The organism is Vibrio hepatarius, from assembly GCF_011806575.1.
Classification (GTDB): domain Bacteria; phylum Pseudomonadota; class Gammaproteobacteria; order Enterobacterales; family Vibrionaceae; genus Vibrio; species Vibrio hepatarius_A.
The window spans coordinates 74,874-86,106 of the sequence record NZ_JAATOO010000021.1 but is presented as its reverse complement, the minus strand read 5'-3'; the positions used below and the strand labels follow the sequence as shown (position 1 = coordinate 86,106).

At 46.1% G+C, this 11,233-nt stretch carries 11 protein-coding genes; 3 read left to right on the top strand and 8 right to left on the bottom strand.

Annotation, left to right across the window (positions count from 1 at the left end; genetic code table 11):
* Nucleotides 1–151: 151 nt before the first annotated feature.
* Nucleotides 152–607, bottom strand: a complete 456-nt coding sequence (locus tag HCZ42_RS16175) for a winged helix-turn-helix transcriptional regulator (protein WP_167421742.1) — start codon at nucleotides 605–607, stop codon at nucleotides 152–154.
* A 271-nt stretch (nucleotides 608–878) separates the two neighbouring features.
* On the opposite strand from HCZ42_RS16175, the gene HCZ42_RS16170 reads away from it, so the two are divergent.
* From HCZ42_RS16170 to HCZ42_RS16160, 3 genes are read left to right on the top strand one after another with little or no spacing between them, the layout of a single operon-like run.
* Nucleotides 879–1,313, top strand: coding sequence for a DUF1761 domain-containing protein (locus tag HCZ42_RS16170; RefSeq protein ID WP_167421740.1), 435 nt, complete (start codon nucleotides 879–881; stop codon nucleotides 1,311–1,313).
* Nucleotides 1,301–1,597 carry an antibiotic biosynthesis monooxygenase family protein gene (locus HCZ42_RS16165; RefSeq protein WP_167421739.1) on the top strand — a complete coding sequence of 99 codons (297 nt, stop codon included), beginning with the start codon at nucleotides 1,301–1,303 and terminating at the stop codon, nucleotides 1,595–1,597. The genes HCZ42_RS16170 and HCZ42_RS16165 overlap by 13 nt, the downstream gene beginning before the upstream one ends.
* A 20-nt stretch (nucleotides 1,598–1,617) precedes the next feature.
* The gene (locus tag HCZ42_RS16160) at nucleotides 1,618–1,938 is read left to right on the top strand and encodes a hypothetical protein (protein WP_167421737.1); all 321 of its coding nucleotides are present in this window, start codon (nucleotides 1,618–1,620) and stop codon (nucleotides 1,936–1,938) included.
* A gap of 98 nt (nucleotides 1,939–2,036) precedes the next feature.
* On the opposite strand, the gene HCZ42_RS16155 is transcribed toward HCZ42_RS16160, so the two are convergent.
* The 7 genes from HCZ42_RS16155 to flgH all read right to left on the bottom strand — a co-directional run bounded on the left by HCZ42_RS16155 (nucleotide 2,037) and on the right by flgH (nucleotide 11,220).
* Nucleotides 2,037–3,170: a flagellin gene (locus tag HCZ42_RS16155; RefSeq protein ID WP_053409467.1), complete on the bottom strand. Its 1,134-nt coding sequence runs from the start codon at nucleotides 3,168–3,170 to the stop codon at nucleotides 2,037–2,039.
* A gap of 460 nt (nucleotides 3,171–3,630) precedes the next feature.
* On the bottom strand, nucleotides 3,631–4,770 hold the full coding sequence (locus HCZ42_RS16150; RefSeq protein WP_167421735.1) for a flagellin: 1,140 nt from the start codon (nucleotides 4,768–4,770) through the stop codon (nucleotides 3,631–3,633).
* A gap of 356 nt (nucleotides 4,771–5,126) precedes the next feature.
* On the bottom strand, nucleotides 5,127–6,320 hold the full coding sequence (gene flgL, locus HCZ42_RS16145) for a flagellar hook-associated protein FlgL (protein ID WP_167421733.1): 1,194 nt from the start codon (nucleotides 6,318–6,320) through the stop codon (nucleotides 5,127–5,129).
* 9 nt (nucleotides 6,321–6,329) lie between these two features.
* Nucleotides 6,330–8,204, bottom strand: coding sequence for a flagellar hook-associated protein FlgK (flgK, locus tag HCZ42_RS16140; protein ID WP_167421731.1), 1,875 nt, complete (start codon nucleotides 8,202–8,204; stop codon nucleotides 6,330–6,332).
* 149 nt (nucleotides 8,205–8,353) lie between these two features.
* On the bottom strand, nucleotides 8,354–9,286 hold the full coding sequence (gene flgJ, locus HCZ42_RS16135; protein ID WP_167421729.1) for a flagellar assembly peptidoglycan hydrolase FlgJ: 933 nt from the start codon (nucleotides 9,284–9,286) through the stop codon (nucleotides 8,354–8,356).
* Between the two features lie 11 nt (nucleotides 9,287–9,297).
* The gene (locus HCZ42_RS16130) at nucleotides 9,298–10,389 is read right to left on the bottom strand and encodes a flagellar basal body P-ring protein FlgI (RefSeq protein ID WP_053409462.1); all 1,092 of its coding nucleotides are present in this window, start codon (nucleotides 10,387–10,389) and stop codon (nucleotides 9,298–9,300) included.
* Nucleotides 10,390–10,440: 51 nt separating this feature from the next.
* Nucleotides 10,441–11,220 (bottom strand): flagellar basal body L-ring protein FlgH, encoded by a 780-nt coding sequence (gene flgH / locus HCZ42_RS16125; RefSeq protein ID WP_167421727.1) that lies wholly within the window; start codon nucleotides 11,218–11,220, stop codon nucleotides 10,441–10,443.
* Nucleotides 11,221–11,233 lie beyond the last annotated feature (13 nt).

Below are 11,233 nucleotides of genomic sequence, written 5' to 3'. Positions count from 1 at the left end.
GCGGAATTGGTAGACGCACCAGATTTAGGTTCTGGCGCCGCAAGGTGTGAGAGTTCAAGTCTCTCCTTCCGCACCATCGATTAGAAACCCAGCTTTTGCTGGGTTTTCTTTTATTTATCATAAGAAAATCTCTAACGACCTCCACCTTCGCTTAAATGAGCGACATATCTGGCAAATTTTGCTTCTCCCACTCTTCTAAACGTGCGAACACGGTTTTTGCAACCTCTTCAGGTGGGTTGTCAATAAACGCGCGTCTTTCTGCTGGGATATGAATTTTGTCTCCGAGATGCTTGTCTGCCCAACGTACAATTTCCACTATGACAAAAAACAGCTCTTTTCCTTTTTCCGTTAAATAATAGAGCTTATCTCTCTTATTGTCTGGCCTGTATGCAGAAGCAATGATGCCGCTTTCTTCAAGGCGTTTGAGTCGATCTGAAAGTATGTTGCTTGAGATACCTTCGGGCATAGCCAGCATATCTTTGTACTGATGATTACCCATCATCATCAGTTCCCTGATAACCAGTAATGACCAATGATCACCTAGAAAGTCCAGTGTGCAGGCCACTGGGCACTGAGAGTTACGGAAGTGTTCAACCTTTTTTACCATAAAATTATCACTTGCATTATGCAATTTAAAATAAGCGAATTATACTTGCATATTACAAGTAAAGAGAAAGGAAGGAAAATAAGGATTACAAAGCAACCATAACTAGCTCGCATAATGCAGCAGTTATTTTTAAAACGATCACTGATGAAAGAGACAAGCCGTATCAACTTTACTCATGAAGCGCTTGTACCTGGGCTTGAGTGCTTTGAACAGTGCAAAACCGGGTAGGATCACTACTTCTTAGGTAGCTTAAGAACTACTTGGAGGAAAAATGAAAAAACTATTACTTGCAACCCTCTCTTATTTTGTTTTAACGATGGCGCTTGCGTATCCGTGGCACTTGATTTGGTTTCACGACATATACAAAGAAATTGGTGCAGTCCAGCGTGAAGAGCCAATTATGATCTTAGGGATATCGTCCATCATTATCCAAGGTCTGGTTATCGCTTACCTATACCCGTTTTACTACAAGTCCGGGAATCCTGTTTTTCATGGGATAAAATTTAGCTTATTGATAGGGTTAATGGTCTATACGGTCGTGGTATTTGCTAATGCGGCTAAATTCTTGATTGAGCCAGTTTCTACTTTTCTACTCTATGGAACCGCGTTTTCACTATTACAGTTTTCCGTTACAGGCACGGCACTTGGACTCATTTATGGTAGGAAAAACAGCCTCATGAAAAAGGAGTCATCATGTCAAATGTAACAACCATTAACCCCTTTGAAGTACCTGCGGGAAAAAAGGAACTCGCACTTAAAATATACGACAAATTTGCCGCGTATTTCAGTGCTCAGCCAGGGTATGTTTCGACAAAACTGTACCAAGAGCTGGGTGAAGACAGCAAATTCCACCTAGTCAGCGTATCAACTTGGGAATCATCCAAGCACTTTGTCGCAGCACTTCAAAAACCTGAACTTGAAGAAATCGCAAAAGACATGCCTGAAGATATAAAAACCTACCCGAGTTTATACAAAATCATACGTTCGTAACACGGAAGAAGGAGAACATTATGCCACAGTTTCTACTTGGCTATTACGACGGCCAAAAACCAGCAACACCTGAAGAAGGTGAGCAACACATGCAAGAATGGAAAAACTGGGCTGCAGCACTTGGTAGCGCTTTAATCAATCCAGGGACTCCGGTGGGGATCACGAAGGTGTTAACGCCTAATGGTGTCTCTGACCAGCCATCACCCTATCCGATTATGGGTTTTTCGATTCTTGAAGCAGAAAATATGGAAGCTGCATTAAAACTGGTTGAAAACTGCCCACACATTAAGTATGGCGGCACCCTTGAAGTATCAGAAATGATGGCGATGCCAGCAAGTTAACGTCATGGGAAAGATGACATCGAACAAGTTAGTATTTCTGCCTAACAAAAACTAAAAATCCAGCCGAAGCTGGATTTTTCTTATTAGCGTATTGCTGTTTAGCCTAGTAGACCTAGTGCCGCATTTGGCGCTTGTTTGGCTTGTGCCAGTACTGCACTTGATGCTTGGCTCAGGATCTGAGATTTAGTCAACGCAGTGGTCTCTTTCGCGAAGTCAGTGTCTTTGATGCGACTCTTAGAAGCGTTCACGTTCTCGTTGATGTTATCCAAGTTGTTCACAGCGTGGTTGAAACGGTTCTGGAATGCACCAAGCTCAGCACGGTGGCTATCTACAAACTTAAGCGCAGCATCGACAATCGCAACCGACTCTTGAGCACCGCCCACCGTTGTTACATCAATCGTATCGACAGTTACCGCCTCAGCTGCACCGAACGCTAGATCTGTCGCTAGGCTGCCAGAGAAAGTCGCGGCACCTTCAACACGGTTGTTGTCAGTGAAGATCTGCATCTTACCTTCTTCATCAACTGATGCTTTCACCATGTCGGTTTGGCCGTTAATGTAAGTCGCAAGTTCTTCGATATCATCGCCTTCTTTTGCGTTGATAGTGATGATTTGCTCGTCACCTGCTTTGTCTGTCAGAGTGATTGTCAGGTCATTTGCGCCGCTTGCCACTTCCCAATCAGCATCTTTCGCTGTCGCTGCTTGGTAAGCGTTACCACCCATCATGCTGTTATCACTGCGCATGTTTAGCATGGTTAGCATTACCGCTTCACCGTTGTCCGCACCGATTTGGAAAGACTTAGTCGCGAATGTACCGTTAAGTAGCTTGTTACCACCAAATGACGTGGTTTCAGCGATACGGTTTAATTCGTCGTTCAGTGCAGTGATCTCTTCTTGAATCGCAACACGCTCTGATTTTGAGTTAGAGCCGTTTGCTGATTGTAGTGACAAATCACGCATACGTTGCAGGATATTTGTCGTTTCGTTCATCGCACCTTCAGCGGTTTGCGCCATCGAAATACCATCGTTAGCATTTCGAACTGCGACGTCTAGACCGCGGCTTTGCACGTTTAGTCGGTTCGAGATTTGTAGACCCGCAGCGTCATCTTTTGCGCTATTGATTTTATAACCCGATGATAGCCTTTCCATTGACGTTTGCTGAGCAGCAGTCGCTGCGTTCAAATGTCTTTGCGCTGTCATTGCCGGTACGTTGGTATTTACGTTAACTGCCATAATAGTTTCTCCTATTGGAATTTCCGATGTGCTTTCCGACGTCTCGGAAAACCAATGAGTTCTCTCAAAGTACCCTTTATAACGACAGCAGATTGGTTAACTTTAGAGCGGAACGTATAAGAAATAACGAGAATATGCATATTTCTTAGAAATTATGATCAAATAGGAAGTTTTGAAAAATCTTATTAAAGTTTTCAGTAGCTTGGTCGGGATGACAAATGGAGGAGATTTGTTAAATGACAGACAAAAGAAAAGCCCCTTTCCTTTGAGAGAACCGGGGCTATAGGGTTAGCCATGCAATGTGGAGATCGAGAGAAATGATCAAAGCTTGGCTAGTGCTGCATAACTTATCGCTTAACGAGACAGTGTGAGAGAGAGTCTCGTAAAACCAACCGTTACGCTTGCCTTAACACCTTCACTAACCCCACGTCTGGGAATGCGTTAGTGAAGATATTTACGACTACTGCAATAGTGACATTGCAGAGTTCGGCAACTGTTTTGCTTGAGCCAGAATCGAAGTACCAGCTTGTTGCAAGATTTGTGATTTGGTCAATGCCGTGGTTTCTTTCGCGAAGTCTGTATCGCGGATACGGCTGTTTGACGCTTCAACGTTTTCTTGGATGTTAGCCAAGTTATTAATACTGTGGCTCAAACGGTTTTGCTTCGCACCAAGGTCTGCACGTTGTGAGTCTACGTAGCGTAGTGCCGCGTCAACAATAGCTACCGCGTTTTGCGCGCCGCCAACATCACGAACATCGATGCTTTGTACTGTAGTTTGAGTACCGGCTCCGCCAGTCAGACCTAACTCAGTAGCTAGGCCACCCGAAATCGCCAAGTTACCTTCTAGGTTTGGCTCTGCGGCAAAGATTTGCAGTTTACCTTCTTGGTCTACCGAGGCTTTTAACTTGTCTGTCTGACCGTTGATGTAAGTCGCAAGTTCCTCGATGTCATCGCCTTGTTTTGCCAGGACATCAAGAACAATAGCTTCGCCATCTTTGGTCGTGAATTCAAACTTCAGGTCGTTAGCACCTGTAGGCACGCCCCACTCGTTGTCTTTCGCTTCGGTAGCAATAAAACTTTGCCCACCCATGCGGAAGTCATCAGCACGGATACTAGTCAGCCCCATGATGATCGCTTCACCCGAGCTAGCACCGATTTGGAATGACGCTTCACCGAATGAACCGTTCAGTAGTTTACGTCCACCGAATGATGTGGTTTCGGCAATACGGTTAAGTTCATCTTGTAGTGCGGTCACTTCTTCGTTTAGTGCGACACGTTCAGACAATGAGTTCGTTCCGTTCGCAGATTGAAGCGATAGGTCACGAATACGTTGCAGAATCGCGGTTGACTCATTCATTGCACCTTCAGCTGTTTGTGCAATCGAAATACCATCATTAGCGTTGCGCATTGCGACATCTAGACCACGCGACTGAGCTGTCAATCGGTTAGAAATCTGTAGGCCTGCAGCGTCGTCTTTCGCGCTGTTAATTTTCTGGCCTGAAGACAGACGTTCCATAGAGGTGTTGAGATCGCCCGTTGCCTTGTTCAGGTAACGCTGAGCGGTCATCGCTGATACGTTAGTATTTACTGTAATGGTCATAGTTTGCTCTCCTATTGAGTTCGCAAGTGCTTGCGAAGCGGCCAGCTAAGTCTCATTTGGAAGCACTGACCGTAAAAATGCTTTGCTAAGCAGAAACTGCTTAAACTTTGTTTTTAAACTCTGAGTTAGATAATTCAAGTTGTGTGCCAAATTTACAAAACTAAAAAATATTTTTTATTTTATTTAAGTTTCAATCACTTATGACTGAGCGCTTAAGTCCAACAATATCGTCTAGTTTTTATTCAGCTTTTAGCGGCAAGCGTATTGCCGCTTTTATTGCCACCTGAATTTCTGTCAGGTTATGCAGTTGCGCTTAAGGCATAGCACTTAAGGCGAAGCAGTTTTAATCAACCACTCTAGATATAGTTAAACAGGGTTAAGTCTTTGGTTTTACCAAATGCCTGCTGTGATGCTTGCAGAGCTCGCGAGTTTTCATTGAACTCAATGATCGCGTCTGCATAATCCAAATCTTCAAAGTTACTTTTCGACTTCGACAGTGTTAATTGGAAGTCGGCGTGTTGCTCTTCTTGGATATCCAAGGTATTCAATCTTGCACCCACATCAGTACGTGCTTTATTTAAGTGAATAAAGGCAGCGTGAAACTCTTGCGTTAACTGATGCAGCTTAGCGGTATTGGACGAGTCCGAAACCGAGCCCATCGATAACTCCATCGTGTCTCTGAAAGTATCGAAAATGCTGAAGGTCTTGCGCGGCTCAAGCGTAATCGCATCACCTTTGGTAATTTGTCCTTTGACCTGAATCGATACGTCTTCGAACTGAATACCTTTTGAAGGCTCGTACACATCCGCCTGAACAACAGCACCGTTTTGCTCCAACTGATAACCGTATTTGCCTTCCGGCATATCAACAAAAGTGACTTTATAGGTCGATTGATCCGATGGGTTTAAGTTGGTCGCACGTTCTAGTAGCAGTTCAGACGCTTCTTTTAGTTCATACTGAGGCTCGAAATCGCCAAACGGGTTGTCGATTTCCATAAACAACTTGCTACCAGGCGAGTTGATTGGCATTTCCAAGCTATTGGAGATCTTCATTTTGCGCTGGTAATCGTCGCCTGCGTAAGTTACGTCGCCATTGTTATCACGGAAAAAAGGCTGATTCTTTGGCTTAGTGCCGGCAAAGATATAGTTGCCGGTTTCATCCTGAACATTGACCAAATTGAGGAAGTTATTCGATATTTCCTCAATTTCGCGTCGCTTGGCAATACGGTCTTCCGGAGATAACGCACCATTGATCATCTCCATCACGGTACGCTTGGCTTCATCCGCGTAATCTTCTGCGTTTGAGACGATCACTTCTTCGTGCTCTAGTCGGTTACGGGTCAACACAATCGCGTCTGTGTATTGACGAAGCTGCTCTTTCTGCTGACCGACGTTTTGGATATAATGCGTTGCCAACGGGTCATCGCTCGGCTTAAGCAATTTTTTACCCGACGCCAATTGCGCCTGATTGTGATGTACTTGCGTTTCTTGACGACGTAAATCGTTCTGAACAGATTGATAGTTATGGAAGCTAGAAATTCGATTTAACATTTACGCCTCCTATCGCAGTGCCAAAATAGAGTTAAAGGTGTCATTAGCCGCCTGCATAATGCGCGACGAAGCCATGTATGCTTGTTGAAACTTCATCATGTTTGCCGCTTCTTCATCCAAGTTGACGCCTGAAATCGAAGCGACACGCTCTTGCGCCGCCTCTTTTTCTAGACGAGCCACATCGGTTAGACGAGAGGCGGTAGACGTTTGCAAGCCAATATCAGTATTTAAGTTGTGATAAATATCCAGCACGGTCGACTCGCCATCATTGAGCTTTTTGTCGGTTTGGATATTTTGCATTTTCAACAAGTTGCCGTTGTCCCCTTCCGACGGGACAAGGTTTGCCGTAAATTTATCGTTCGGTAGCGCACCGCCTGTCAGCTCAAAGCTGGTTCCTTGCACAGTCACCACGCCGGCCGGCGGATAACTTTGCGGCGGCAGTAGCAACTTGCCTTTAGTATCAGTCACGGCAAACTGTTTCCCATCAGGAGAAATTACCACTTCAAACTCACGCAAATCGCCAGCTTTCTCAATCGAAAACTGAGCACTACCTTGAGCAAATGTCGTAGATGCTTCATAACTTTGTGCGGCAATATGCGATGGGTCGTTGGTTTCCATCTTGATTTGTCCGGCCGCGTTTCGGGTCGGGCGCAACAATACACGCTCACCTGATGCCAAGTTTTGGTTGATTTCAATCCGCAGCCCATCAACGCTAATCGCGTTATCCACCACAGGCACGGCAAACTGCTCACCATCAGGACGAGTTAAATAGTATTCACCACCGTTGTATTGCAGTGAGTACTCTCCTGCAATGATTTGGCTTGTATCTTCGATATAAACGGCAACATCCGCGTTAGAATCAGAACTCGTAACGACACGAGATTTAGCAATAATGTCTGAGTTAACGTCGGTAAAAATCAGACCACCGACATTGCCTCGTAAATCCATACCTTGCGATTGCAAAGTATTAACTTCATGTGAAAATGCGGTCGTCATTTTGCCCAGTTCATCGAGCAGCTGTGGTATTTTTTCATCGCGCATCGACAACATAGCACCAAACTTGCCACCGATATCTTGAGTGGTGATCGCTTTAATGCCTTTACCTTCAATCATCGCAAGACGGCGCTGATGTACGTCCGGAGAACCGTCAATCATGGTCAACTCACTCGCTTCAGTACCCGAAACTAACGTATGACCATTACCGATAAAGACGTTGAAACCTTCTGCATTTTTACGTGGTGTGACAGTGACTTTGGTGTATTCAGACAGCTCGTTAATGAGTTGTTCGTGTTGGTCCATCAAATCATTGTGAGGACCAGGAGTACGCATCATCAAACGGTGCAAATCTCGGATTTCTATCCCGATTTGGTTCATGCGTTCGACAGCAACATCGAGCTGCTTATTAACAACATCTGACTGGATTCGCACTGATTCTTGAAAGTCATTGAGGTTTTGCGTGATCAACGCAGCCTTCTCTAACACCACTTTACGCGCACCGACATCATTCGGTGAATCGGCAAGGGATTTTACCGCGTCGAACCATTCGTTGAGGTTTTCAGGGATTTTTTTCGACGCCACAGAGGAAAGCATGCTAGACAGCATCTCTAGATTGGCTTCGTCATCCATGCGGCGACCATAGTTGGTGGTCGACATATTAAGCTCATTGACGGCAAACTGATCCCATGAGCGGCGAACTTTTTCCACATGGACGCCCATGCCGTAAGTTTCCCCACCATACTGGCGCGGCATATTTGTGCCTTGTATCACCGACTGACGGCTATAACCCTCTGTATTTACATTAGAGATGTTATGACCGGTGGTGTTGAGTTGTCTCTGAGCCGTTAGTACGCTCTGCGCACCTAGATTCAGGAGATCTGACGCCATATTGCCCCCAAAAAACCTTACTAAATCAGTGTTAACTGAATATCTGTAGTTATAGAAAGCAAGTTATATGCCAAGGAGAAAAGGGAGAATGAAGATGAGTAAGTGACTGAAAATAAAAAGCTCACCGATTGGTGAGCTCATGTAGAAGATTACATTTGGTCAATTTTCGCTTTCACCTTCAGCACCTTGTCGGCGTACTGAGGATCTGTCGCGTATCCAGCTTTATGAATACCTTGAATGAACTGTTCCGAGCTACCACCGTGACGAAGCGCTAATGTGTAGCGTGGATTGTCGTGTAAAAAGCGTACGTAGTCGTTAAAACTCTCTTCAAAATTTGCGTAAGAGCGGAAAGCCGCACGCTCTTTAACGGGTACGCCTTGATGGTATTCCAAAGTTTGTGTTGCCACTTTCTCGCCGCTCCAACTTTTATCCGCTTTGATATTGAATAAGTTGTTGCTGCTACCACGGCTATTCGTAACCAGCTTTTTCCCCCAGCCCGTTTCAAGTGCCGCTTGGGCTAATAGTAAGGACGAGTCCACACCCAACGCGTTCGCGGCTTTTTCAGCGTAAGGACGCATTGAGGAAACAAAAGATTCAGGGGAATCAAACGAGTGACGCTGCTTCGGCGCTGATGTTGCCACTTCTGCTTGCTGCGCGACGTCAACTTCTGGTTGCTCGGCGCGAGCACGTCTCGTCTGGTCAACTTTCTCCATCAAGGATCCAAAATCGGTACTGCGATTTACCGCGCTTGGATCCTCCACCGAACCAGACGTCAACTGGGCAACAATCATATCCGCTAGACCTAACGAGCCGGATGAACTCAGCTCGCTTGCCATTTGCTCATCCATCATCTGACGGTAGAATTGTTGATTCTGGCTATCCATCAGCCCAGACTCAAACGATGAGTTCGCATCGCGCATCGACTTAAACAGCATCGACGTGAAGATAGCTTCAAATTGTTTAGCCGCCGCCGTTAGCGCTTCTTTCTCACTGTTCTCATCGCCGTTGACCGCTTGTTTACGAAGTTGGTCAAGCCCTGCAATATCGTGAATAAAGCCAATGTCAGTTCCGTTATTGATCATCTTCAGCTCCATCAAATAATAATCAGTTGGCCTTCAATCGCCCCCGCTTGCTTCAACGCTTGCAGGATAGCCATTAAATCAGAGGGCGCTGCGCCTACTTCGTTGACTGCGCGAACCAAATCATCGAGCGTTAGGCCTGGTTCGAACTTAAACATCTTGCCCTGCTCTTCGGTCACTTCAATCTCGCTGTCTGGAACAACCACGGTTTCACCGCCACTGAACGCATTCGGCTGGCTAACATTGAGGTTTTCTTTGATCGCTACTGTCATACCACCGTGAGTAACGGCTGCAGGCTTAAGGCGTACATGCTTGCCGACAACGATAGTGCCAGTCCGAGAGTTAACGATGATTTTCGCTGAACCTTCAGCAGGGTTAAATTCTAGGTTTTCGATTGCTGATAAGAAGGCCACGCGTTGGGAAATATCACGCGGCGCGCGCACTTTTACTGACGTCGCGTCTACTGCAGAAGCCATCTGCGGACCCAAGAAGTTGTTCACCGCGTCTGCCATACGCTGCGCAGTAGTAAAATCCGATTCGAGCAGGTTAAAGGTAATGAAGTCGCCACGGCTGAACGGCGTTGGGATTTCGCGTTCAACAATCGCGCCGTTTGAAATCATGCCTGCAGTTGGGTTGTTGCCGACGATCTTCGAACCATCCGCCCCCGTCGCACTGAAACCGCTCACCACAAGGTTGCCTTGCGCTACGGCATAGATTTGCCCGTCGAGACCTTTCAGCATGGTTTGCATCAGTGTGCCGCCACGCAGGCTTTTTGCCGCACCAACAGATGAAACCGTTACGTCGATTGTCTGACCTTGTTTTGAAAATGCAGGCAACTCGGCGGTCACGATAACCGCTGCGACGTTTTTCGTTTTGGGTTTAGTTCCCGGTGGAAGTTGAATGCCAAACTTCTGCAGCATGGCATTAAAGCTTTGATCTGTAAAAGGAGTTGATTCGCCAGTCCCAGGTAGGCCTGTCACCAAACCGTAGCCAACAAGTTGGTTACTACGCACGCCTGCGACTTGCGAGACATCTTTAATACGTGCTGCCTGAGCGTGCGTTGCCAGCAATAATGCGCTGGTAATTAATAGAATCAACTTCTTCATCGGAATACCTTTCACTCTAACTCTGTGCCAAAAAAGCGACTACAGACGGGATTAGAGAGATACATTGAAGAATCGTGCCAAGAATCCAGGCTCTTGCATATCTTGGTTGGTTCCAGTGCCCGAGTATTGGATACGTGCGTTCGAAATACGATTGGAAGCAATTGTATTATCGTAAGAAATGTCGTCTGGGCGAATCGTGCCACTCAAACGAATATATTCGTCACCCGTATTCAAAGTCAGCCATTTCTCACCACGAATCACTAAGTTGCCGTTTGCCAGCACCTCAATAACCTCGACGGTAATCGAACCGGAAATACTGTTGCTTTGATTTGCCTCTGCACTGCCACTAAACGAGTTATCGTTACTCAGGTTATACGAGAAATTGTAATCACCAATTGTCATCTGTTGGCCACCTATCTCCAGTGGGTCCATCGATGAGTCGTTGTTCTTAGACAGGTCCGCATCAGAACTTTTTGCCGCTTTGGTGCTTTCGTCCAGTGTGACGGTAATAATGTCACCAATACCGCGAGGCTTAGAGTCGTCGTATAAGCTGGTCGAACGCGCTGCGTCGAACAGTGACCCCGTTTCCGCTGCGTAGTGTTCTGGTTTGTGTTTAGGGTGGATCGGCGCCCAAGCTGGATCACCTGCCACCGGATCTTTTCTGCCGCGTAGTGTATCGACGATGCCATTTTCGTCATCGCTAGATTTATCACCTTCAACCGCATCAACCGTCGTGGTGCCTTGAACAACATCAGATGATTCAATTGGCGGCGGTAACAAGCTACAGCCTGACAAAACAGTTACCACCAATAGAACAAGTATACGGGTCATCGATCTATCCTCT